The sequence below is a fragment of the Salinivibrio sp. IB643 genome (genome assembly GCF_001996105.1).
Classification (GTDB): Bacteria; Pseudomonadota; Gammaproteobacteria; order Enterobacterales; family Vibrionaceae; genus Salinivibrio; species Salinivibrio costicola.
On the sequence record NZ_MUFF01000010.1, the window covers coordinates 57,353 to 79,381 of the forward strand.

Genomic DNA, 22,029 nt, shown 5'->3' on the forward strand with positions numbered 1-22,029 from the left:
AGCGCCATTATTCTGTATCTGGCCCTCGACATTGCGGGCCGTATGAGGAGCCAGCTTGGGACTATGAACACACAACCGGTTGAAATTAAAATCCTGGATCGCCTTGTTCGCGTCAATTGTCCGCCTGGACAAGAGCAAGCGCTTAAAGATGCAGCAAACGAGTTCGATCAACGGTTGCATCGGCTGGCAGAGCGCACTAAAGTAACCAATACAGAGCAACTAATTGCCATTGCCGCTTTGAATGTTTGTCATGAATTAAATGATACCAAACAAGCGTTGGAGACAGTTGAAGATCAGGTCAAGCAACGGACCGCCCTGATGACCGCCCAACTCGATAAAGCAGTGGCAGTGCAAGGATCGCAAAAATAATCGAATTCCCTGGGGTGTTTGTCAGCGGATCAACGTCCCTGAGCCGATAAGCAAACCGAAGGGTGTGTTGTTATAAGCTACTGAGCAAGCTCGGCTCGTACCGAGAAGCCTACGGTTTATACTACCCACCCGCCTTGAACCAGCGGGTTCAAGGGCCATCGATCCCAACGGCATCCCGGGGCCCTCCTTTACAGGCTAGCATTAAGGACAGTTATGCAGCCCAGACAGCAGATTCGCCAAACCATCCGTCACGCGCGTCGCCAGCTCTCGCCTGAACAGCAAACCGAGGCGGCCCAGCAGGTTGCGGCACGCTTTATGACATTACCTGACGTCGTTCATGCGCAGCGTATCGCCTTATACCTCTCTTTTGACGGTGAGTTGGACACCCAACCGGCAATCAACGCCTGCTGGCAGGCAGGAAAACAGGTTTATTTACCGGTTGTTCATCCGTTCAGTCGCGGCCATTTGCTGTTTTTACAGTACCACCCTCACACGCGCATGCGCCTTAATCGTTATAACATTGCCGAGCCCACTTTAGATATTCGCACCCTGATCCCTAGCTCAAAACTGGACATCATCGCCACGCCATTAGTGGCTTTTGACGCCGACGGCCAGCGTCTAGGCATGGGTGGCGGCTACTATGATCGCACGCTGGGTTTGTGCGCGCCAAATGCGACCGCCATTGGCCTCGCCCATGATTGCCAACGTTGGCATTCATTACCTTGCGAGCAATGGGATATTCCTTTACCCCATATACTGACACCAAGCCAACACTGGCATTGGTGAGCCATCATTTCGCCAACTTAGACGTTAACTCGCATCGATTTCGCGACCCATAGCCTGACGCCACGATTTGGCTTCGCTATAATCACGCCTTATTCCCCGTTACGCAGGAGTTACCATGACCCAGGACGAAAAGAAAAAAGCCACCGGTGAAGCGGCGGTAGAGTATGTTAAGCCAGGCAGTATTATTGGCGTTGGCACCGGCTCGACAGTGAATTACTTTATTGATGCCCTTGAGCCAATGAAAGAAAAAATTAAAGGGGCGGTATCAAGCTCAGACGCGTCGACCGAGCGCTTAAAAGCGCTAGGGATTGAAGTCTTTGATGCCAACGAAGTGGGCCACCTCGATATCTATGTTGACGGTGCGGACGAAATCAATAAGCGCAATCATATGATTAAAGGCGGCGGCGCCGCATTGACGCGCGAGAAAATTGTTGCCGCCATTGCCGATAAATTTATCTGTATTATCGATGATACCAAACACGTCGATGTGCTTGGCGAGTTCCCGCTCCCTGTCGAAGTCATCCCAATGGCCCGCTCTTACGTGGCACGAGAGCTTGTCAAGCTGGGCGGTGATCCTTGCTATCGTCAAGGCGTGGTGACTGATAACGGCAATGTTATCCTGGATGTTCATAACCTCAAGATTCAGGATCCTAAAGGTCTCGAAGATACCATTAATGGGATCCCGGGCGTGGTGACTGTAGGCTTATTTGCCAACCGCGGTGCCGATATCGTCCTAACCGGCACCGATTCCGGGGTGAAAAAAGCGGCAGAATAAACGCATAACCCTGCAGTTCAACGGCTTATACCCGCCCATTAGCAGCATTAAAAACCAACCGTTTGCGCTCAATGTAATCAATAAGTTAAAAGCACCTTTTTAAAGGTGCTTTTTTTATGGCATAGAACGGATAATTCTTACCCCTTATATAAATTTTTGTTATCTTGGTCACTGTTCTGATACCGGTTCATCGCAGGCCCATGTGCGACTTGGCGTAAAAAGATCAGGCTACTGACCACGTCACCCATTGCACTGTCTTCACCAGAAATCTAGGGGAAAGGGTGACGATACCCCCCGGCGTTCAGGCGCAACATTGCGACCCACTATTGTTTCTAAGGAAGAGAACAGCCCACATGTCACACTATTCATTGGACAAGAATAAGATAAAAATTTTACTGCTCGAAGGCGTCCACCCCACAGCCGTTGAATCATTCAAACAAGCGGGTTACACCAATATCGAGTATCACAAAGGCTCACTCACTGGTGAAGACCTTGAAACCGCGATCAAAGACGCGCATTTTGTTGGGTTACGCTCACGTACCCAGCTCACCGAAGCTGTTTTTAAGCAGGCCAAAAAACTGGTGGCTGTCGGATGCTTTTGTATCGGGACCAATCAAGTTGATCTCGATGCCGCCGCGAAACGCGGTATCCCGGTTTTCAACGCGCCCTTCTCAAATACTCGCAGCGTCGCCGAGCTAGTACTGGGTGAAATTTTATTGCTACTACGCGGCATTCCTGAGAAAAACGCCAAGGCTCACCGTGGCGAATGGTTAAAATCGGCTGAACGTTCTTACGAGGCGCGCGGCAAAGTGCTTGGGATCATTGGCTATGGCCACATTGGTACTCAGCTCAGTATTTTGGCCGAAAACCTCGGGATGCGAGTCTATTACTATGATGTCGACAACAAGCTTTCACTCGGTAATGCCATTCAAGTTAACTCGCTAACAGAGTTACTGAATCGCAGTGATATTGTTTCTTTGCATGTTCCAGAAACCGCAAGCACACAAAATATGATTGATGCCGACGCGTTCGCACGCATGAAGCCGGGTGCAATCTTTATTAATGCTTCACGAGGGACCGTGGTTGATATTGACGCGCTCTGCGGCGTTTTAGAAAGTCAGCACCTCGCAGGGGCCGCTATCGATGTCTTTCCTGTGGAACCAAAAACCAATAAAGAAGCGTTCAGTTCACCGCTGCAGGCCTTTGATAATGCGTTACTCACGCCACATATTGGCGGCTCGACCCATGAAGCCCAAGAAAATATTGGCCTTGAAGTGGCAGGAAAATTAATCAAATACTCGGACAACGGGTCGACACTATCGTGTGTTAATTTCCCTGAAGTGTCATTGCCTGAGCATCAAGGTCGCTCACGCTTGCTGCACATTCATGCCAACCGCCCGGGTGTGCTCACCAAAATTAATACCACCTTTGCCGATGAGGGCATTAACATTGCCGCTCAGTATCTACAAACGTCGGCACAGATTGGTTATGTGGTCATTGATGTGGAGATGGAGCAAGCGGATAAAGCATTGAAAAAACTCAAAGCCATTGAAGGTACCATACGTGCACGTATCTTACACTGAGATGACGCGCCAGTAGCGTCGATCAAAAAAAGCCCCGATTGGGGCTTTTTTACTACTCACAGTCTTGTCTTTACTGCTCATCGCGCAGAAATACCAACTCATTACCTTTAGACAGTTCTTCACTGAAGTAGTAACCAGCAACATCAAACCCTTTAATATCTGTCACGGATGTCGCTCGTTGATCAATCAGATAACGCGCCATCATCCCACGGGCTTTTTTCGCGTAGAAACTGATCACCTTGTACTGCCCATTTTTGCAGTCTTTAAAGACGGGCGTGATAATATCACCTGCGAGTTTTTTCTTGTTGACCACTTTAAAATATTCATTGGAGGCGAGATTGACCAGTAGCGGATTGTCTTGCGTCGCTAACGTCTCGTTGAGTGCATCTGTGATGATATCGCCCCAAAACTGGTACAAGTTATCGCCACGCGGCGTCGCTAACTTGGTGCCCATTTCCAGGCGATAAGGTTGCATCAAATCAAGCGGACGCAATAGGCCATAAAGGCCAGAAAGCATGCGAAAATGCGCTTGTGCCCAGTCAAAGTCCTGCTCTGACATCGAATTTGCATCCAAGCCTGTATAGACATCCCCTTTAAACGCCAAGGCTGCAGGGCGAGCATTGTCAGGTGTAAATGTCGGTGACCACTCAGCAAAGCGTACCGCGTTCAGGCTAGCAATTTTATCACTCACCTTCATCAATGAGCCGATATCGGCAGGCGTCAGTTGACGGCATACCGCTATCAACGCCTCTGAATGCGGAGTGAACTGCGGCTTTGTGTATCGTTCGGTTGGTAACGGTGACTCATAATCCAGCGTTTTTGCCGGAGAAACCACAATCAGCATTTTGCTAACCCCTTTGTTGTCTGTCTATCGCTAAGCCTATCATTCCGGTGTAAAAAAAACACCGTTGCCCCTAGCGCTTAGGAAGCGGCCACGCTTTTTCATCTAATTGGCTATGTAACTCAGGAAACCGGCGACTATCAAACACAGGCACCCGCCCTAACGAACGTTGTGTGTGATAGTCGGCCGCGAGACGTTTCACTATTCCCGACAGCAATAAAATCGCGATCATATTGACGAGCGCCATCATCCCCATGGATGCGTCTGCCAGCGTCCAAACAAGCGGTAGCTCCGCCAATGCACCAAACATGACCATACCTAAAACGAGCGCACGAAAATAAGGGAGTGCCGGACGCCAGCGGCCATTGATAAAAAGTAGATTGGTTTCAGCATACGAGTAATTGGCAATAATCGAGGTGAATGCAAAGAAAAAAATCGCCACAGCAACGAATTGTTCTCCCCAACCACCAACTTGTGCACTCAGTGCCCGCTGTGTTAATTCAACCCCCGTCACTTCCCCCCCGGGAATATACTCTCCAGACAGAAGAATGATCGCCACAGTTGCGGTACAAATCACCAAAGTATCGACAAAAACCCCGAGCATTTGCACATAGCCTTGAGAGACAGGATGTGGCGGATAAGGCGTCGCTGACGCTGCCGCGTTCGGGGCAGATCCCATCCCGGCCTCATTCGAAAACAAGCCACGTTTAATCCCTTGGATCATGCCTTGCGCCAAGGTATAACCCAACGCGCCGGATGCCGCCTCATGTAAACCAAACGCGCTTTTTATCACCAGCATAAAGACGGCTGGCACCTGCTCAAGGTGCATGATCACCACATACAAGGACAGCGAAAGGTATAGCAGCGCCATCACTGGGACGACGACTTCTGCGGTTCGGGCTATCTGTCGCAGACCGCCATAAATAATCAACCCACTGACCAGCACCAATCCTGCGCCTACGTATACAGGAGGCCAGCCAAACGCCACTTGAGCCGCTTGCGAAATAGAATTGGCTTGGACCGAGTTGAATACCAACCCGAAGGCGAGAATGAGTAAAATAGAAAAAAGGATCCCCATCCAACGCATGCCAAGGCCATGCTCCATATAATAAGCCGGCCCACCGCGAAAATAACCGTCGGGATCTTGTACCTTATACACTTGCGCCAAGGTACTTTCGGCAAAGGCCGTTGCCATACCAAGAAATGCCATCAGCCACATCCAAAAAATGGCACCCGGCCCACCTAACGACAATGCCACCGCCACACCGGCCATGTTACCCGTGCCCACGCGCGCCGCGAGTCCCGTACAAAGGGCTTGAAAAGAGGAAATGCTACCGTGGTCATGGCGGCGGCTATGACGCATAACAGAGAACATATGCGAGAAATGACGAAATTGGATACCGCCCAACGTCAGCGAGAAAAAGATACCTCCGCCAATGAGCACATAAATGAGTACCGAGCCCCAAATCAGATCATTGATAAAAGTGAGTAGGCTCAATTGACTGTCCCTCGTCATATTAAAAAGGAATGATTATATGGCGCGCAATCTTCGCGTGAACGGCTACCGAGGTCAATTTAAACTCGCCGCTGTTGAGTGAATCGTCACTGATTTGGAAAATCAGTGAGCGCAATCTCATAAAAACTTCATCTCACTGCCACAAATGAGAAATAGTTCAATTTTATGTTAGGGCGAGTGTGGTATCAAAAAAACTAACCGCAAGGTGAAAAGAGGTGACTATGGAAAACATTGCCTTTAACGATATGTTTGAGCAAGACCCACCACGGCGCAATGGACGCGCAAAACCAGCCAAACGTAAGTGGAGAGAAATTGAAGCGCTGAAAGATAAACAGCGGCTAAAAAAAGAATTGGAAGACATCGATATTTTTGGCGATTTCTCTCAACTGGACCTCGATTAACTCACCCTCAACATAAAATGACTAAAAGGTGCTCAATGAGCACCTTTTTTATCTTCAATCCGACGCTGATCCGTCCGCTTAACGCTCATCTGTCCGCTTAGCGTCTATTTATCGGCTAGCGCTTCACCGTTCATCCATGCTTATCCGCTGTCTCGTCATCTAAACGCGGTTGCCAATCAATCGGATTGCTTCCCTGCTCGAGCAAATATGCATTGGTTTGTGAAAAGTGTTTACAACCAAAAAAACCACGATGAGCTGAAAGCGGTGAGGGATGAGGCGCCGTCAATACATGGTGGCGATCACGGTCAATGGCTTTGCCTTTTTTTTGTGCATGTGCCCCCCACAGTAAAAAAACAACGCCTTCGCGTTGCGAATTCACCGCATCGATCACGCGATCAGTCAATGTTTCCCAACCTAACTTAGCATGTGAATGCGCTTTACCCTGCTCCACGGTCAGCACCGTATTGAGAAGTAACACACCCTGTTGCGCCCAGCTTTGTAAGTAACCGTGGGAGGGGATCTTAAAACCGTCAATGTCAGTCGCAAGCTCTTTATAAATATTGACCAATGAAGGCGGTGTTTTTACCCCTGGCCGTACCGAAAAGCTCAGTCCATGTGCTTGGTTCGGTCCGTGATAGGGATCTTGACCCAAGATCACCACCTTTACATCACCAAGCTCGGTGAATCGAAAAGCATTAAACACATCGTCTTTTGGGGGAAAGATCGGAACGCCCTTGGCTCTTTCACCGTCGACATACGCTAAGGTATCGCGAAAATACGCGTGTTGTTTTTCCTCGGCCAGCACCTGCTGCCACGTTTGCGCCTGAGTCATGGTTGCTCCTTATCATCACACCGGCGCTATTTTAACGAGGCAGCCGCTTAAAATCAGTGGGGAGTCCGATCTTTTGTTCGCTCGGTGTGGGCGTGATAGTGACGCTGGCAGCGGCCTTGAACTGCACGGTTTGGCGTTGGCAAGCTAGTACGGGGCATGGTCGTGATTGGCTGAGTCATAAGTCGCTCCTTATCTCGCTACAAAAGTGTCGCCTCTTTATTCAGGCCATATTGCTTATGAAAGATTAATGCCAACCTTTTAATTCCATAATAATCATGTAATTAAAACAAACCCGCTAACTCACACCTACGTCGTTGCGCACCAGTGGTGCAATGTTGCTTCTCGATTGCACACAGACAAAACCTGACAAAGCCAGTCCGCGCAGTCAATGAGCGCATAAAAACTTTCATTTGTAATAAAATAACAACATAGATAGGTTATTTAATACGAATAGGTTTTTATTGCACTTAAATACGTGCTACATAACTGAAATAAATGAACTTATGTTGATGCAAGATAAATACCCGCCCCCTGGAAATGGTCATAAGTTGACCTAAATCAATATATATACATCGAAAAAGGCGTATACATAAGGGCTCAAAATGATGAAATCTTACATCATTAAAGTCACTATCAATAAAGGGGATAGGCCATGATCACCGGCATTCAAGTAACCTCAGCGGCCAATGATGACCTTATTAATTCTATCTGGTTGATCAATAAAGACGCAGACCAAGCTCGTTGTGTTTGTGCAAAACAGGGCTTTGAAGCAGACCAAGAAGTTGCTTTGTCTTCTTTGGGTGAGTTTGACTATCGCGAAGTCGAAATCGAAACCCAAGCCGTTAACGAAGGCGGCCAGCACCTCAACGTTAATGTACTGAAGCGCGAAACGTTGGAAGATGCCGCCAAGCATCCAGAGAAATATCCGCAACTGACCATTCGCGTATCAGGGTATGCCGTCCGTTTTAACTCGCTAACACCTGAGCAGCAACGTGATGTGATTACTCGCACCTTTACTAGCTCGCTATAAACAAAGGTCGAATACACCCAATAAAAAGCCCGCTACGTAGAGAGCGGGCTTTTTTTTATTACGCGTTTGCCAATCGAAGTAAATACGCCCTTAAAGCGGTAAAATCAGCGTCTTGCTCGCTAGATAACAGTGCCATCTGCGCATGCTTGGCTAACGGACCGGGCAAGGGAATATCTTTTTCTAAAATGGCATCAACCGACTCTTTAAACTTCGCCGGATGGGCCGTACATAAAAAGATCCCTTCTTCTCCATCTTCAAGTTGCTGCTCAAGTAACCGGTAAGCAATTGCCCCATGAGGTTCACATAAATAGCCGGCTTGAGCCAACGCGCGTAAGCTCTCTGCCGTTTCTTCATCGTCTGCCCACCCAGAGGCGAGCTCAGCTAACGGCCATTGCTGACGGCGAAACAGCTCTTCAATACGGGGCCAATTATTCGGCTGACTCACATCCATCGCATTTGACAAGGTTGCCACGGTTTGATGCGGTGCCCACTGACCGGATTGCAAATAACGCGGTACCGTGTCATTGGCATTGGTTCCGGCAATAAACCGTTTAATCGGTAACCCCATCGCTTTAGCCAGTAACCCGGCCGTCAGGTTGCCAAAGTTACCACTCGGCACGGCCATGACCAATTGATCGCGTTTGTGCTTGGGTACTTGGGCGACCGCTTCAAAGTAGTAACAGATTTGTGCCATCAAACGGCTGATATTGATCGAATTCGCCGAGTTAAGCCCTATCGTCTGTCGCAGTTCGTTATCATCAAAGGCTTGTTTAACGAGGCTTTGGCAGTCATCAAAGTCGCCATTAATGGCAACAGTATGGATATTGCCGCCGAGGGTACAAAAGAGCTTTTCCTGCAGTGGGCTGATTTTGCCTTTTGGGTATAAGATCACCACATCAATATTGTCGATCCCATAAAAGGCGTGAGCAACCGCGGCCCCTGTATCCCCGGACGTTGCAGTCAAGATAGTGATCTTTTTACCATCAGACACCGCTGCAATTGACTGCGCCATAAAACGGCCGCCGAAGTCTTTAAACGCCAATGTCGGCCCATGAAAAAGCTCGAGCGCATGAATATGTTCGCCCACTTGCTTAAGCGGAGCGTCAAAATTAAACGCTTCGCTGACCAGCTCACGCACATGACTTTTGGGCAACTCCTCGCCAATCAGTGCCGACAAGATCTCGGCACTGCGCTCAACCAATGGCATGGCAAGCAGTGCATCCATGTCATCAAACTGTGGCAAAGCATCGGGAAAGAACAGCCCTTGTCCACGTCCTAACCCTTGCTGAACCGCTTGAGAAAACGAAACGACTTCGCTGTGATCTTTTATGTTGTAAAGCTTCATGCATGACTTCCTATTTCTTTTGCGCCTTGTCCATCAATGCGACATACATGAACAAAGCCATCGTTATTTTGTACATACTGCTCGCGCAGCCATTGCGCCAAACGCTCAGCAACCTGTTGATCGTCACAGATACTAAACAGGGTGGGTCCTGAACCGGATATTCCCGTAGCCAATGCCCCACAGTTTGCCGCGTACGCCCGTGCTTCAGCAAAACCAGGGAGTAATTTTTGTCGGTAAGGTTCAGCAATCACATCACATATTAAACTGGCCGCCAGTTTAGGTTGTTGGGTGTGACACGCATGAATAAAACCACCGAGATAACGGCCGTGTGCGATCACATCCTGACGGCGATATTGCGCGGGTAAAATAGTACGGGCCTCTGCCGTCGATACCTTGATACCAGGATAGGCCATGACCCAATACCAGTTTTCAAAGTGCGGCACCGCTTGACTGATCACGCCTTGGCTTTCGAGCATGAGCTGTAACCCACCGAGGTAACAGGGCGCGACATTATCATAATGAAGGCTGCCTGAAATGGATGCCTCCATCTCTCCCATTAGCGCCAGCATGGTGGTTTCATCTAACGCATGATCGTGAAAGCGGTTTAACGCATCCAAAGCGGCCACAATCGAACAGGCGCTAGATCCCAGCCCCGACCCGATCGGCATATTCTTTTCCAATACCATAGCGACAGGTTTGACCGGCTGATTATTCGCCTGCAAGGCTGCGGCGTATGCCAGGTAAGCTTTGTACACAATGTTATCTTGCTCATCCGGCGGTAACTTATCGGTAAAGCGGCCTTGGCAGCGCAATGAAAAAGGCGTTTTTCCCCCATCAGCTACTTCAACCACATCGCCAAGTAAACTGCCGTCGATAGGGCTAACTGCGGCACCCAACACATCAAAGCCAACACTGACATTACCAATCGATGCTGGCGCATAAACACGTACCGCCATGGTTATACTCCCAATTTCCAGCCGAGTGTTCGCATCAGATCCGCAAACACCCCCGCCGCGGTTACGGCAGTCCCTGCGCCGTAACCGCGCAGAACTAACGGAATTGGCTGATAGTAGCGGCTGTAGAATGCCAATGCGTTTTCGCCGTCTTTGATTTTATTCATTGGATCATCACTGGCGACAGCTTGAATTTTCACAAAGCACTGGCCGTTCTCAATCCCACCAATATAACGCAATACTTTCCCTTCTTGCGCAGCCTGCTCCGACCATTGCTTAAAATAAGCATCCGCTTCAGGAAGCCGAGCCATAAAGCTGTCGACGTCACCGGATTGATCAAAGCCTGGCGGTAAGGCCGGCTCCACGTTGACGTCATCGAGTTCAAGCTCCATGCCAGCCTCTCGAGCTAAGATAAGAAGCTTGCGCGCCACGTCCATCCCGGACAAGTCATCCCGTGGATCCGGCTCGGTAAAGCCGTTTTCTCGCGCCACGTTGGTAGCTTCACTAAAACTTGCCCCTTCATCTAGTTTGCCAAAGATGTGAGACAGTGAACCGGATAAAATACCGGAAAAGCGTGACAGTTCATCCCCGGCTGCAATCAGGTTTTGCAAGTTTTCGATCACAGGTAAGCCAGCACCAACCGTGGTCTCGTACATAAACTTACGATGGGTTGCACGCGCCGCCTGACGCAGCTGGTGGTAATACGCAAGGCTACTGGTATTGGCTTTTTTGTTCGGCGTGATCACATGGAACCCCGCCTGTAAAAACGCCGTATATTGGTCAGCGACTTGTTGGCTCGAGGTGCAGTCGATCAGCACTGGGTTAATAATGTGATTACGCTGCACTAACTGGATCATGCCGGCCAAACTGAAGTCGGAAAGATGGTTGGGTAAATCATCGCGCCAGGTATCCAGATCAATGCCTTGGCTGTTCAGCCACATGCCCTTGCTATTGGCCAACCCACACACACGCATCACAATCCCTTGCTGACGAAGCTTGGCCTGCTGACGACGAATTTGCTCGATGAGCTCGCCGCCGACCCCACCGACCCCAACAATGAAGACATCCAAATGGTGCTGGCTATTAAATAAGTTTTCGTGACAGGCTTTGACCGCCTCGGATACCCGTTCTGAGGGAACAACAGCCGAAATTGCACGCTCTGATGAGCCTTGAGCGATGGCAACAATATTGACATTCACTTCCGCCAGAGAGGTGAAAAAGCGCGATGCGACCCCTTTTGATGTGCGCATACCATCACCCACCAAGGAAACAATTGAAAGATCATCGATAAACTCAACCGGCTCGAGCAAGCCGTCTTTTAACTCGAGCTCAAAGTGGATACTCAGTGCTTTTTCTGCTTTGGTTTTATCTTGGTTTTGAATACAAAAGCTAATGCTGTACTCAGAGGATGATTGAGTGATAAGAACAACCGATACCCCAGCCGACGACATGGCGCCAAACACACGTGATGCCATCCCCACCATCCCTTTCATGCCCGGACCTGACAGGTTCACCATGCTCAAGTCACTTAAGGTTGTGATACCTTTAATTGGCAGCTTATCCTCGCCACTATCATCACCAATGAGGGTGCCTGCACCTTGCGGGTTGGCGGTATTTTTGATGAGGCAAGGAATATGGAACCGGGCAATCGGCGCAATGGTTTTAGGGTGGAGAACTTTGGCCCCAAAATAAGACAGCTCCATCGCCTCTTGGTAGCTCAGTGATTTTAGCAAGCGTGCATCAGGCACTAGACGTGGATCACAGTTGTAAACGCCATCAACATCAGTCCAGATCTCACAACATTGGGCGCGCACACACGCAGCCAGCACAGCAGCCGAGTAATCAGAGCCATTTCGCCCTAACGTAACCAGCTCACCGTTTTCATTTCCGGCCATAAAGCCTGGCATCAGCCCGATATGTTGCGCCGGGATCGGAGATTGTTTAAATCGCTGCGATGACGCTTCGATATCCACTTCGGCACTTAAATAACTGCCCGACGCAGCAAAATAATTAACGGGGTCAATATCAAACACGGCATAGCCACGAGCTTCTAAGAGCGCATGCATAGCCGCTACCGACAAACGTTCCCCTTTGCTTACCACGCGCGCATAGGTGCTATCGGGACACAAACCGAGCAGGCTCATGCCATGCACATATTGACGAAGCTGTCCGAGGCTACGGGTTAATTTGTCAAATAGAGGTTGAGTTTCAAGGTTGGGTTGACACTCGGCAAGCCCATGAAAAAGATCGGTAAAAAGGCTTTCTAACTCTTTAAGTGGCAGCTCTGCCTCACTATGTTTAACCGTGTTGTCGACCACTGAGACCAAAATGTTGGTGACTTTAGCAGGCGCGGACAAAACCGCAGAGACATCACTTTGTCCTTGATTACTCAAAATAATATCGGCAGCGCGGCTAAATCGTTCGGCATTGGCCAACGATGTACCACCAAATTTTAAAACTCGCATCCTTTTGGGACCTCTCTCTTTAAGATAAAAAAAAGCCCGTACCTGGGAAGGTACGGGCTTTTTTTGGAAATTCTGTGCGTATCAGCCCGCACCAACACGAAGTGTGCCAGTAATAATGGTGGTTGTGGTGGTCAAGGTGCTGATCGTTAGTTGCATGTGTGTTGCGTTTATCATTTATTTTGTTGAGTTCCCCTTAGGTGTATCGAATCATGCTGCCAAGGTCAACAAAAAAGTGATGCCGATTGCTTTTTCAGCAAAACTCTGCGAGCTTGAACCGAGGGAAAAACGTTCACGGAAAGGAGCGAAAATGACACAGGACGCCATGGCGCAGCTGGTTGCAAACACCATCTTACAAGGCTCGGATGCCATGTACGGTCGCTTTCTCGATGTGACATCGGGCGCACAAGAACGCTTTGAACAACAAAATTGGCAAAGCGTGCAGCTTGCACTTAAAACGCGTATTCAATTTTATGACCACCATGTTGGCTTAGTCAGCCAACAGCTCCGCGCGATGCTTGGGAAAGAACACGCCACTCGCTCGTTTTTGATGGCGGTAAAAGCGGCCTATATCCGGTTGCTCGATGATTACCCGCGCTACGATATCGCTGAGAGTTTTTTTAACTCTGTCTACTGCCGGATCTTTGAGCATCGGAATATTCGTCGTGACAAATTGTTTGTGCAAAGCGCTCAAGGGGGACGAATTCCTAAGTACCCCACGCCACTACTTCGGCGGTTTCAATCTCAAGCAGGCATTTATGCCACGCTAGAACGAATGCTAGATAGCACACCGTTTACCCTACCTTGGCGAGATAAAACCGGTGATCTTAAGCGAATAACCCAAATCCTCCAGGCGCGCTTTGGCCCCCAGCTCACAATGAGCTTCACCCTTGAGATGGTCCGTCAGCCATTTTTCCGCAATAAAGGCGCGTATCTGATTGGCAGGCTAGATATGGCCAATCAACGCCGACCGCTGGTATTGCCGCTCGCGATTTCTGATCACGGTGAGCTCTATATTGATGCCTGCATTACCGACAGTGATGACGTCAGTATCGTATTCGGCTTCGCTCGCTCCTACTTTATGGTTTACGCGCCGGTACCTGCCGCTTTAGTCGACTTTCTCAATCAGCTCATGCCCAATAAAACGCCCGCAGAGCTCTACACCGCCATCGGATGTCAAAAGCATGGTAAGACAGAGTTATACCGTGAGTTTCTTCATCACCTGGAAAACTCAGACGATTTATTTGATATCGCCCCCGGCGTAAAAGGCATGGTGATGTCTGTATTCACCCTCCCCTCATACGAGTTTGTGTTTAAAATCATCAAAGATAAGTTCGCACCGCAAAAACAAATGACCCATGCCCAAGTGCGGGAGAAATACCGGCTGGTCAAAGAGCATGACCGTGTTGGTCGTATGGCCGACACCCAAGAATACCGTCATTTTATTTTCCCTCGCGATCGGTTTAGTGACGCATTAATCGACGAACTGCTCGCGGTGGCGCCGTCTTGCATCACGGTGACCGACAGCGAAGTACGGATTCGCCACCTATACATGGAGCGGCGAATGATCCCACTTAATATCTATTTAGAGCAAGCGGCACCCGAGGCGATTTCCCAGGCGGTACAAGAATATGGCGATGCATTAAAAGAACTGGCCGCCGCCAATATCTTTGCCGGCGATATGCTGTTTAAAAACTTTGGTGTCAGTCGCCACAATCGGGTGATTTTTTATGATTACGATGAAATCGCGTATTTAACCGAGGTTAACTTCCGCCGTATTCCTCCGCCGCGCTACCCTGAAGACGAATTATCGGCTGAGCCATGGTACAGCGTGGGAGAGAACGATGTATTCCCCGAGGAATTTCGTACCTTTTTACTGGTTAACCGAACGGTGGCAAAAGAGTTTGATCGTCTTCATCCTGAGCTATTTGAGGCGGCCTATTGGCAACAACTGCAACGTCAAGTAAAAGCGGGGCATTTTCACGATGTACGCCCATACAACGATGAAAACCGCCTGAGTCATACACAGATGGCAATAAAACCCGCTTGATCGTCACAGATCATGGGCTACAAAACGTTTTTTTGTCTACACTCACGATAGCGAACAAACAAGAGCCCACCGAGCTCAGCGTTAATCAAAAGCTAAGAGGCAAAGGATGTGAGCGTAAAACAACTAGGATGGTTGGCCCTCGCCCTACACGTCGTGGCGACACCCGCGTGGGCTGAAAAACCCACGTGGAACACCGCACCTGAATTGGCATCAGAGAATTTTTTAATTCAGTCTATTCCCTCGGCGAGCCAAGGCTTTGACAGTTGGACGGTCCAATCAGGCTATCGCTATCCACTACAGAATGTCTCTGTCTACATAGGAACACAGTTAAAAAGCGAGACTGCGCAATCGACCAGCGCGCATGGTTTACTCAGCGGCATTGATTATCATTTTACCGACAAGCTACGTGTGTCGAGCCAAATTAGCCATGACAATGATAACGCCTTAATTGATCAATGGGGCGTCAGCAGTCGCTACCAATTTAGCGACGCTTTTGGCGTCAATGCCGGACTAGATGTTGAGTTTGATGCCGACGCCGCCCCCGAATCTATCTATCAACTCGGGGTAGGGCTAAGTTTTTGATTCACGTGTTTAGCGGATTGGTGCACACGATTACACCATTTTGGTCTGCATACAGATAATCCCCCGCTGTCAGGGTGATCCCCGCAAGCGTAATCGCCACATCAACCTCACCTTGACCGTATTTGTGCGTTTTAATTGGACACACTCCCAGTGCTTTTATGCCCAGCGGTAAGGTGGATAAGGTGGCCGCATCACGCACGGGCCCGGCAATCACAATACCCGCCCAATGGTTATCGACCGCACTTTGTCCAATTAAGTCGCCTAACAAAGCTCTATCCATGGCACCTGAACCGTCAACAACCAACACCTGCCCATCACCGGGCGACGCCAATAACGCCTTCACTTTCGAGTTATCGCGATAGCAACGCACCGTTCGCACTCGACCTTCAAAGCCACGTTTTCCCCCATAGTCAAACCATTGCATCGGAACCCATTGCACCGCGTCAGGGTGTTGGTCACATAAGTCAGGCAGTTTATCGTCCATGATATCTTTCTCCTTAGTATTAATAGGGTGAGTCGTTTACGCCTTTGCCGCCACCAACAAGGAAGAAAAACGCACGTTAAGTGATTGTGGCGTAAAGTCTGTCATTAAGGCAGGCAACAACCATAATGTATCGTTTTCAACCCAGTAAATCGCGTTTTGCTCCCAAGTTTTCGCCAAGGCCACGGCATCCGATGACGCAATCGCGACCGCAAAACCAGGTTCAAACCAACTTCCATCCGGTGCGCCACCATTCATCGGCCAATAACGGAGACCGGCCTGCGTCATCGCCTTGGCAAGCCGCTCATTACGTAAGTAATTCTCATTGTCAGATAAAGGTTGGCTGCGTGGATTAAATGCGGTAAGAATAGCAAATGCAGCTGCATCGGGCGCTTGAGGGGCATGAAAAGCGATCGATTGGTAAGTTTTCCACAAATCTTGCTGCGTATTTTGATCACACATTATTTACATCCATTGGCTACTAATACTATGCTTAATTGTTAATTATGCACGATTATTCATGAAGTTAAACGGATGGTTGGTACTAACTGACACGTAACATACTTTTGATTGGGGTCAATAAAGGATGAAAAAAATCATCAACCTTCATCCTAATATATTGTTAGCGTGCTGTTAAATGAATACAATTGGCAATAATTAATGGATAGCACAGTGCTCGGCTTGGCGTTGAATCAAGTCCGCCATGCCCCCGTCTCAAGCTGGAACACACGGTGCGTTGTCTAGCATCGACGAACACTTCTCTATGGATGGCGTGCCATATGTTAGTTGCGAGGTTCGCGGTAGACATTCCTCGCATTTTGTAAATTTTTTTCACAGGCTAGTCGGTCTAGACTGTGGAATATAACCGGATTCTATTTAGATATTAGGTATCGCCAATGCAAACCCCGCAAATTCTGATTGTAGAAGACGAACAGGTCACACGTAACACGCTGAAAAGCATCTTTGAAGCCGAAGGTTACAATGTGTTTGAAGCCAGCGATGGCGACGAAATGCATCAAATCCTGTCAAACCACCACGTTCACCTGGTGATCATGGATATCAACCTGCCTGGTAAAAATGGCCTACTCCTGGCGCGTGAACTGCGTGAACAAGGGGATATGGCACTGATGTTCCTGACCGGGCGAGATAACGAAGTTGATAAAATCCTTGGGTTAGAGATCGGTGCAGATGATTATATCACCAAACCGTTTAATCCCCGTGAACTGACTATCCGTGCCCGTAACCTGCTCACGCGTGCGTTAAGCAGTGTGAACGGGAGTGAAGAGAAACGTAATGTTGATGTTTATACCTTCAATGGTTGGACGTTAGATATTAACAGCCGTTCACTGATCAATCCTGAGGGAGAAACCTTCAAACTGCCTCGTTCTGAGTTCCGTGCATTGCTTCACTTCTGTGAAAACCCTGGCAAGATCCAGACCCGTGCTGAACTGCTGAAGAAAATGACCGGCCGCGATTTGAAACCGCATGATCGTACGGTTGATGTCACCATTCGCCGGATCCGTAAGCACTTTGAATCGCACAGCGACACACCCGAGATTATTGCCACCATTCACGGTGAAGGCTATCGCTTCTGCGGCGAGATTGAAGAGCAGTAAGTGTCAACGCCAAGCCGATAGTCGGTGAAAACTACCGTTTGTACAGGCAAAAGGCGCCCAATCTAAGGCGCCTTTTTTTGATCTTATCAAGTTAACGGTGAGTGTCGCTTTGCTCATCTAACCAGGCTTTTAATACCGCTAAATCGTGCGGGTAACCCGCTTTTATTTCATCGATCCAATCAGCAATGTTTTCCCACCATGCCGGTAAATCAGGCGATTGGGCTTTTTGCGCGACTTTTTGGATGTGTTTTAACCCCACCGACCCCGCGGCGCCTTTAATTTTATGGGCTTCTGAAACAATGCCGTCTTGATCGCGTGCGGTCATGTTCGAGTCTAAGATCGCGATATAGTCTGGCATGGTTGCTTCAAACATTTCGATACTTTGGCGTACAGGCTTAATTCCCACCAGCTCGACGTATCCGGTGAGCATGTCCATATCCAATAAGCGCTCAGCTTGCTCATTCGCCACTGGCCGCGCCGCTTGCGTCTGAGGTTCAGATTCAGCAGTCCGCGCAGATACCGCCTCACCGGCCAAAGCATGATGCGAAATCACGTGATTGAGGGCTGAGACACTAATGGGTTTACTGATAGCATCGTCCATACCTTGCATTAAGTAGCTGTTTTTATCGTTGATCACATTGGCCGTCAGAGCAACCAAGGGCGGTAAATGTGCGTGATGCTGTCGCCATGTCGCGGCGACATCAAACCCGGTCATATCCGGTAACTGAATGTCGAGTAAGACGAGATCAAACGCGCCAGGCACAAAAGCATCAAGCGCGGCTTGCCCGTCGCGAGCAACGGTGACGTCATGACCCAGGCTTTCAAGCAAGCTGGTGGCGACGGTGATATTTAGTTCAATGTCTTCGACAAGCAAAATACGTAACGCATTATTTATCAGCGCAGGGGAAGGCATCTGTTCTTCATTGGGTTCACTCAGTGGCACACTCACCGTAAGTGTAAACGTACTGCCTTGACCTTCTTCACTGTCGAGGCTGATATCGCCACCCATCAAACGCGCCAGTTTACGCGAAACGGCTAAGCCAATCCCAGTGCCCACGGCATGCAGGTTTTCACCGGCTTGTTTTACCTGATAGTACATTGCAAAGATCTTATCTTGCTCATCCGCAGGGATCCCAATACCACTGTCTTCAACATCAAAACACAGATGAGCAGTATCGTGATCAACCTCAGCACTGACCGTGATAATCACACAACCTTGCTTGGTAAACTTGACCGCATTCCCCACTAGGTTCCAAAGAATTTGCCGTAAACGGGTCGCATCCACTGCAACGTACTCGGGCAAGTCTGTGACCCGCTCGAGTTCAAAACGTAGGCCTTTTTGCTCCGCCATCAATGTCGATATATTATCAATCTCGGTCACAAACTCGCGCAGATCGATGCTGGTAGGATGCAATGACAAACGTTTTCGATCGGATTTATCTAAATCGATAATATCATTAAAAATGTTACCTAGCGTGATGGCACTAACGTAAATGGTGCGTAAGTAATTACGCTGTTTATCGTCTAATTGAGAGTCGAGCAGTATTTGACTGAGCCCCACAATGCCATTCAACGGGGTACGAAGTTCATGACTAATGGTCGAAATAAACGCTGTCTTTTCTCGACTCGCTTTTTCTAGCGCGTCTTGGTAACGCTTACGCTCGGTGATTTCGCGTCCAAAGCCGAGTAATCCTAGATGTCGCCCGTCTCGTGAAAAGAAAGGAACTTTTCGCAACTCAAAATAGGCTTTTCGACCATCTTGATATTCCAGCCATTGTTCATAGGTAATCGAGACATTGGCATCAAAAACTTGCTGGTCCGTTTCAACCACTTTTTCAGCAATATCTTCACGATAAACATCCCAAGGCGTCATGCCCTTTAGGGTTTTCTCATCGTAACCGGTGAGCTCTTCCATTGCGCGATTGCAACCGGAAAACTGGCCCTGGGCATTGCGGTAATAAATTAAATCGGGCGAGGCATCGATAAATGATCGCAGTAACGCGGTTTGCTCAGCCAATTCTAACTGGGCTTTTTCACGCTGATAAACTTCATTTTCCAGATCTTTAATCGCCTGTTGCCGCGCTTCCTCAGCTTTTTCTCTTTCTTCTATCTCTAAGTTGAGCTGCTCAATGTTCTCGGTTAATTGACGGTTTAAACGCATATCGCGCGCGCGCATTTCTTCAAGTTTTGAGACGAGCTTGGATAAACGTTGACGAGACTCTTCCAGTTGATCCACCACCACTGACAAAAAATAGACCGCCCAGGGAGTGATGATTAGACCAAAAAATACAGAACGAATAATGTCGATATTCTGGACCGTGCCTTCAAGCACCAGCGTGATGCCCACTTGTACCACAACCGCCAGCGCTACTAAGGCTAAGGCGAGCAGCATACTAAAGCGCACAATCCCGAGTTTAACCAGTAAATCGACATAATATTGTGCGAGGACTTTAAGTTGTTTCATAAAGGATGATTAACCGCTAGATTCTAGGTAAGTCGATTCGGCGACCGAGGCGCGTCGAGGGCTTGATCCGTGTAATGTCGGCATGCCTTTCACTACACTCACTTGATTTCGACCGTTGCGTTTAGCTTGATATAAAGCGCGATCCGCTTGCTGGATTAAATCACCGTAATCACCATCCGCGGAGGGTGTCACACAAGCAACGCCAAGGCTGATAGTAATTTTACCGGTACTCACTGCCTGATGATGAGCAATGTCTGCCGATAGCACCCGCTCGCGTGCAGTCTCGGCAACCTGGATAGCGCCGTTCAGTTCGGTTTGCGGCAATACAATGGCAAACTCTTCGCCGCCATAACGCGCCACCACATCAAGCGGCCGGTGAACGGCTGAGGTCAATGCGTTTGCCACTTTTTGTAACGCCCAGTCACCTTGTTGATGACCACAGTGATCATTGTACAGTTTAAAATGATCGATATCACAGAGGATAAAGGCAAGTGGCGTGCCTTCACGCGCTTGTGAACGCCACAGTTTGCTCAGCTGTTCATCTAAACTACGTCGATTCGCCACTTGGGTGAGGCTGTCGACAAAACTGAGTGCTTGCAAAGCCATAATAGCGTCGGCAAGCTGCTGTTGCGTGTCTTTTCTTTCGGTAATATCCCGTGCCATCAGCAAAATGGCAGGATCGCCCGTCACCGGATCTTGAATGCGTGATTTTGCCACCTCATACCAGGTTTGCTCGCCTGACTGACCAAGAATGACATCCTCATAAGTCATGGTTTCACCCGTATCCAATACTTGTTGATCACGCTGTCGGTGTTGATCGAAGAGAGCAGGATCGACCACTTTCTGCGCAGGGGTGTTTTCCAACACCTCGATCGTCGTGCCTAATGCATCAGCATAAGCTTGGTTGCAAGCTAAGTGATAGTAGTCTTGGTCATAGATCCCAATCGGATCGATACTCGATTTAAAAATCGCACTGAGTAAATGACTACGTTGCTCTAAGACCTGCTCAACGGATTGGCGCTGTTGCGCTTCTTTTTGTAATCGCTCTTGCATCTGGTGCCAGTTGGTCACATCGTGGCTGATACACAAGGTACCAATGATTGCCTGTTTATCATTTTTAAGTGCGGTGATATTGGTCTCTAATAAACAGCTTTCATCATTATGTTGTGTCGCCCATGTCCGTTCAGTTTGAGGCTGCGTCAGCGGCTGATCCGCTTGCCAAACAATGGCTTCTTGCTCACGGCCTTGCCAAAAACGATCAAATGCCGCATTGGTGCCGACCACATTCCCTTCCACATCTTGAAAGCACACCAACTCCTCCAGCGAGTTAATCACGCTCAAGAGTACGCCTTGCTCTTGCTCATGAAGCTGCCAATGGGTGCGCTGATTCGCCGATGATAAGGAGACAACCCATGCTCGCTTCCCTCGATAACGAATCGGTAACCCCGATAACTGCACGTTGACACGCACCCGATTCGCCCCCGGCGCTCGGACTTTCGCATCAACATGAGAAAAAGGTTGCGGCCAAGGCTGCGCCATAATGAATGCCTGAACGGCTTGCTGCTGTCGCGGGGTAGCGGTTTTAAATTGCTGTTGGCTATCGACCAGCGAAAAGGTGTCTACGCATGCAGCATTGGCATATAAAATGTCGCCCTGTTCGGCAGTCACAATGGCATGCGGCGTTTCCAAGCTGGCCATGTAAACCTGCCAGTCAGATAGCGCCACTGTCTCTTGACGCGCTCGCCATCCGTAACCCAGCACGCCACCGGCCAATAAAACAAGCAAAAAAATAAAAAACGCCATGCCGATCCTGTGCCCTTGTCCCTAATGTGTTCTATCCAGTTTTCACTCGCATCGTATTCTGCCACACATTACATTGGGGGCGTGATTACCCTGTTCACAGCTTTATAAATATCATCTGTTATTTTATTACATCAATCTGT

At 48.9% G+C, this 22,029-nt stretch carries 20 protein-coding genes, 1 other RNA gene and 1 other annotated feature; of the genes, 10 read left to right on the forward strand and 11 right to left on the reverse strand.

The annotated features are described in order from the left end of the window. The first annotated feature begins 63 nt into the window (after positions 1 to 63). The 5 genes from zapA to serA all read left to right on the forward strand — a co-directional run bounded on the left by zapA (position 64) and on the right by serA (position 3,513). Positions 64 to 369, forward strand: coding sequence for a cell division protein ZapA (gene zapA / locus BZG77_RS06850; RefSeq protein ID WP_077646674.1), 306 nt, complete (start codon positions 64 to 66; stop codon positions 367 to 369). A 3-nt stretch (positions 370 to 372) separates the two neighbouring features. After that, a non-coding RNA gene (gene ssrS / locus BZG77_RS06855) (6S RNA) lies at positions 373 to 555 on the forward strand. Between the two features lie 27 nt (positions 556 to 582). Beyond that, the gene (locus BZG77_RS06860) at positions 583 to 1,155 is read left to right on the forward strand and encodes a 5-formyltetrahydrofolate cyclo-ligase (protein ID WP_021022117.1); all 573 of its coding nucleotides are present in this window, start codon (positions 583 to 585) and stop codon (positions 1,153 to 1,155) included. A gap of 115 nt (positions 1,156 to 1,270) precedes the next feature. Next, the gene (rpiA, locus tag BZG77_RS06865) at positions 1,271 to 1,930 is read left to right on the forward strand and encodes a ribose-5-phosphate isomerase RpiA (RefSeq protein ID WP_077646675.1); all 660 of its coding nucleotides are present in this window, start codon (positions 1,271 to 1,273) and stop codon (positions 1,928 to 1,930) included. Positions 1,931 to 2,283: 353 nt separating this feature from the next. Then, a complete protein-coding gene (serA, locus tag BZG77_RS06870) occupies positions 2,284 to 3,513 on the forward strand; it encodes a phosphoglycerate dehydrogenase (protein ID WP_077646676.1) in 1,230 nt (409 codons plus the stop codon). A gap of 70 nt (positions 3,514 to 3,583) precedes the next feature. On the opposite strand, the gene yaaA is transcribed toward serA, so the two are convergent. Together yaaA and BZG77_RS06880 are read right to left on the reverse strand one after the other, a co-directional pair. Then, positions 3,584 to 4,357 carry a peroxide stress protein YaaA gene (gene yaaA, locus BZG77_RS06875; protein WP_077646677.1) on the reverse strand — a complete coding sequence of 258 codons (774 nt, stop codon included), beginning with the start codon at positions 4,355 to 4,357 and terminating at the stop codon, positions 3,584 to 3,586. Between the two features lie 70 nt (positions 4,358 to 4,427). Further along, positions 4,428 to 5,852, reverse strand: coding sequence for an alanine/glycine:cation symporter family protein (locus BZG77_RS06880; protein ID WP_241844118.1), 1,425 nt, complete (start codon positions 5,850 to 5,852; stop codon positions 4,428 to 4,430). A gap of 239 nt (positions 5,853 to 6,091) precedes the next feature. On the opposite strand from BZG77_RS06880, the gene BZG77_RS06885 reads away from it, so the two are divergent. Continuing rightward, positions 6,092 to 6,271 carry a DUF3545 family protein gene (locus BZG77_RS06885; RefSeq protein WP_077646679.1) on the forward strand — a complete coding sequence of 60 codons (180 nt, stop codon included), beginning with the start codon at positions 6,092 to 6,094 and terminating at the stop codon, positions 6,269 to 6,271. A gap of 130 nt (positions 6,272 to 6,401) precedes the next feature. Here the strand turns inward: BZG77_RS06885 and ung are convergent, their stop codons facing one another. Together ung and BZG77_RS15130 are read right to left on the reverse strand one after the other, a co-directional pair. Next, complete coding sequence (gene ung / locus BZG77_RS06890; RefSeq protein ID WP_077646680.1) at positions 6,402 to 7,103, reverse strand: uracil-DNA glycosylase; 702 nt, start codon at positions 7,101 to 7,103, stop codon at positions 6,402 to 6,404. A 53-nt stretch (positions 7,104 to 7,156) separates the two neighbouring features. Beyond that, positions 7,157 to 7,282, reverse strand: a complete 126-nt coding sequence (locus tag BZG77_RS15130) for a hypothetical protein (RefSeq protein WP_269087434.1) — start codon at positions 7,280 to 7,282, stop codon at positions 7,157 to 7,159. Between the two features lie 473 nt (positions 7,283 to 7,755). Here BZG77_RS15130 and grcA point away from each other — a divergent pair, with 473 nt between their 5' ends. Then, entirely contained in the window at positions 7,756 to 8,133 is a 378-nt protein-coding gene (grcA, locus tag BZG77_RS06895) for an autonomous glycyl radical cofactor GrcA (protein WP_021022125.1), read from the forward strand. 58 nt (positions 8,134 to 8,191) lie between these two features. On the opposite strand, the gene thrC is transcribed toward grcA, so the two are convergent. Genes thrC through thrA form a run of 3 tightly spaced genes read right to left on the reverse strand, consistent with a single transcriptional unit; the run spans position 8,192 to position 12,896 of the window. Next, on the reverse strand, positions 8,192 to 9,478 hold the full coding sequence (thrC, locus tag BZG77_RS06900) for a threonine synthase (protein ID WP_077646681.1): 1,287 nt from the start codon (positions 9,476 to 9,478) through the stop codon (positions 8,192 to 8,194). After that, positions 9,475 to 10,434, reverse strand: a complete 960-nt coding sequence (gene thrB, locus BZG77_RS06905) for a homoserine kinase (protein WP_077646682.1) — start codon at positions 10,432 to 10,434, stop codon at positions 9,475 to 9,477. Before thrB ends, thrC begins: the two co-directional genes overlap by 4 nt. A 2-nt stretch (positions 10,435 to 10,436) precedes the next feature. Next, positions 10,437 to 12,896 carry a bifunctional aspartate kinase/homoserine dehydrogenase I gene (gene thrA / locus BZG77_RS06910; protein WP_077646683.1) on the reverse strand — a complete coding sequence of 820 codons (2,460 nt, stop codon included), beginning with the start codon at positions 12,894 to 12,896 and terminating at the stop codon, positions 10,437 to 10,439. A 25-nt stretch (positions 12,897 to 12,921) separates the two neighbouring features. Next, positions 12,922 to 13,039: a sequence feature (Thr leader region), on the reverse strand. A 164-nt stretch (positions 13,040 to 13,203) separates the two neighbouring features. Between thrA and aceK the strand changes: the two genes are divergently transcribed. Beyond that, positions 13,204 to 14,943 carry a bifunctional isocitrate dehydrogenase kinase/phosphatase gene (gene aceK, locus BZG77_RS06915; protein WP_077646692.1) on the forward strand — a complete coding sequence of 580 codons (1,740 nt, stop codon included), beginning with the start codon at positions 13,204 to 13,206 and terminating at the stop codon, positions 14,941 to 14,943. A gap of 108 nt (positions 14,944 to 15,051) precedes the next feature. Further along, positions 15,052 to 15,525 (forward strand): hypothetical protein, encoded by a 474-nt coding sequence (locus tag BZG77_RS06920; protein WP_198532396.1) that lies wholly within the window; start codon positions 15,052 to 15,054, stop codon positions 15,523 to 15,525. Between the two features lies 1 nt (position 15,526). Here the strand turns inward: BZG77_RS06920 and BZG77_RS06925 are convergent, their stop codons facing one another. Both BZG77_RS06925 and BZG77_RS06930 read right to left on the reverse strand, forming a co-directional pair. Then, complete coding sequence (locus tag BZG77_RS06925) at positions 15,527 to 16,009, reverse strand: putative 4-hydroxy-4-methyl-2-oxoglutarate aldolase (protein WP_077646685.1); 483 nt, start codon at positions 16,007 to 16,009, stop codon at positions 15,527 to 15,529. Positions 16,010 to 16,045: 36 nt separating this feature from the next. Continuing rightward, positions 16,046 to 16,468 (reverse strand): DUF3293 domain-containing protein, encoded by a 423-nt coding sequence (locus BZG77_RS06930; protein ID WP_077646686.1) that lies wholly within the window; start codon positions 16,466 to 16,468, stop codon positions 16,046 to 16,048. 434 nt (positions 16,469 to 16,902) lie between these two features. Here BZG77_RS06930 and arcA point away from each other — a divergent pair, with 434 nt between their 5' ends. Next, positions 16,903 to 17,622 carry a two-component system response regulator ArcA gene (arcA, locus tag BZG77_RS06935; protein ID WP_021022133.1) on the forward strand — a complete coding sequence of 240 codons (720 nt, stop codon included), beginning with the start codon at positions 16,903 to 16,905 and terminating at the stop codon, positions 17,620 to 17,622. Positions 17,623 to 17,713: 91 nt separating this feature from the next. Here arcA and arcB read toward each other — a convergent pair whose 3' ends face one another. Both arcB and BZG77_RS06945 read right to left on the reverse strand, forming a co-directional pair. Beyond that, on the reverse strand, positions 17,714 to 20,086 hold the full coding sequence (gene arcB, locus BZG77_RS06940; protein WP_077646687.1) for an aerobic respiration two-component sensor histidine kinase ArcB: 2,373 nt from the start codon (positions 20,084 to 20,086) through the stop codon (positions 17,714 to 17,716). 9 nt (positions 20,087 to 20,095) lie between these two features. After that, positions 20,096 to 21,889 carry a diguanylate cyclase domain-containing protein gene (locus BZG77_RS06945; RefSeq protein ID WP_077646688.1) on the reverse strand — a complete coding sequence of 598 codons (1,794 nt, stop codon included), beginning with the start codon at positions 21,887 to 21,889 and terminating at the stop codon, positions 20,096 to 20,098. Positions 21,890 to 22,029: the final 140 nt, after the last annotated feature.

Coding starts and splice junctions, on each gene's coding strand:
- zapA (WP_077646674.1), top strand. CDS start 64: ATGAACACACAACCGGTTGAAATTAAAATCCTGGATCGCCTTGTTCGC.
- BZG77_RS06860 (WP_021022117.1), top strand. CDS start 583: ATGCAGCCCAGACAGCAGATTCGCCAAACCATCCGTCACGCGCGTCGC.
- rpiA (WP_077646675.1), top strand. CDS start 1,271: ATGACCCAGGACGAAAAGAAAAAAGCCACCGGTGAAGCGGCGGTAGAG.
- serA (WP_077646676.1), top strand. CDS start 2,284: ATGTCACACTATTCATTGGACAAGAATAAGATAAAAATTTTACTGCTC.
- yaaA (WP_077646677.1), bottom strand. CDS start 4,357: ATGCTGATTGTGGTTTCTCCGGCAAAAACGCTGGATTATGAGTCACCG.
- BZG77_RS06885 (WP_077646679.1), top strand. CDS start 6,092: ATGGAAAACATTGCCTTTAACGATATGTTTGAGCAAGACCCACCACGG.
- ung (WP_077646680.1), bottom strand. CDS start 7,103: ATGACTCAGGCGCAAACGTGGCAGCAGGTGCTGGCCGAGGAAAAACAA.
- BZG77_RS15130 (WP_269087434.1), bottom strand. CDS start 7,282: ATGACTCAGCCAATCACGACCATGCCCCGTACTAGCTTGCCAACGCCA.
- grcA (WP_021022125.1), top strand. CDS start 7,756: ATGATCACCGGCATTCAAGTAACCTCAGCGGCCAATGATGACCTTATT.
- thrC (WP_077646681.1), bottom strand. CDS start 9,478: ATGAAGCTTTACAACATAAAAGATCACAGCGAAGTCGTTTCGTTTTCT.
- thrB (WP_077646682.1), bottom strand. CDS start 10,434: ATGGCGGTACGTGTTTATGCGCCAGCATCGATTGGTAATGTCAGTGTT.
- thrA (WP_077646683.1), bottom strand. CDS start 12,896: ATGCGAGTTTTAAAATTTGGTGGTACATCGTTGGCCAATGCCGAACGA.
- aceK (WP_077646692.1), top strand. CDS start 13,204: ATGACACAGGACGCCATGGCGCAGCTGGTTGCAAACACCATCTTACAA.
- BZG77_RS06925 (WP_077646685.1), bottom strand. CDS start 16,009: ATGGACGATAAACTGCCTGACTTATGTGACCAACACCCTGACGCGGTG.
- BZG77_RS06930 (WP_077646686.1), bottom strand. CDS start 16,468: ATGTGTGATCAAAATACGCAGCAAGATTTGTGGAAAACTTACCAATCG.
- arcA (WP_021022133.1), top strand. CDS start 16,903: ATGCAAACCCCGCAAATTCTGATTGTAGAAGACGAACAGGTCACACGT.
- arcB (WP_077646687.1), bottom strand. CDS start 20,086: ATGAAACAACTTAAAGTCCTCGCACAATATTATGTCGATTTACTGGTT.
- BZG77_RS06945 (WP_077646688.1), bottom strand. CDS start 21,889: ATGGCGTTTTTTATTTTTTTGCTTGTTTTATTGGCCGGTGGCGTGCTG.